This window comes from Sodalis sp. dw_96 (genome assembly GCF_018449575.1).
GTDB lineage: Bacteria > Pseudomonadota > Gammaproteobacteria > Enterobacterales > Enterobacteriaceae > Acerihabitans.
Genome location: NZ_JAAVUT010000066.1, coordinates 1 through 480, shown reverse-complemented (window position 1 = coordinate 480; position 480 = coordinate 1). Strand labels below are relative to the sequence as shown.

Below are 480 nucleotides of genomic sequence, written 5' to 3'. Positions count from 1 at the left end.
AATCTGCGAAAAGCGTCGGTAAGCTGATATGAAGCATTACCAGCCGGCGATACCCGAATGGGGAAACCCAGTGCAATTCGTTGCACTATCATTACGTGAATCCATAGCGTATTGAAGCGAACCGGGGGAACTGAAACATCTCAGTACCCCGAGGAAAAGAAATCAACCGAGATTCCCCCAGTAGCGGCGAGCGAACGGGGAACAGCCCAGAACCACCATCAGCTTTTGCATCAGGAAAACGGTCTGGAAAGTCCGGCGACAGAGGGTGATAGCCCCGTATCCGAAGGTGCAATTGTTGTGGGTTCGATGAGTAGGGCGGGACACGTGATATCCTGTCTGAAGATGGGGGGACCATCCTCCAAGGCTAAATACTCCTGACTGACCGATAGTGAACCAGTACCGTGAGGGAAAGGCGAAAAGAACCCCGGCGAGGGGAGTGAAACAGAACCTGAAACCGTGTACGTACAAGCAGTGGGAGCC

At 53.1% G+C, this 480-nt stretch carries 1 rRNA gene; it reads left to right on the top strand.

Annotated features, from left to right (window positions below):
- Positions 1-480 (top strand): 23S ribosomal RNA (locus HB631_RS26805); the annotation flags it as partial.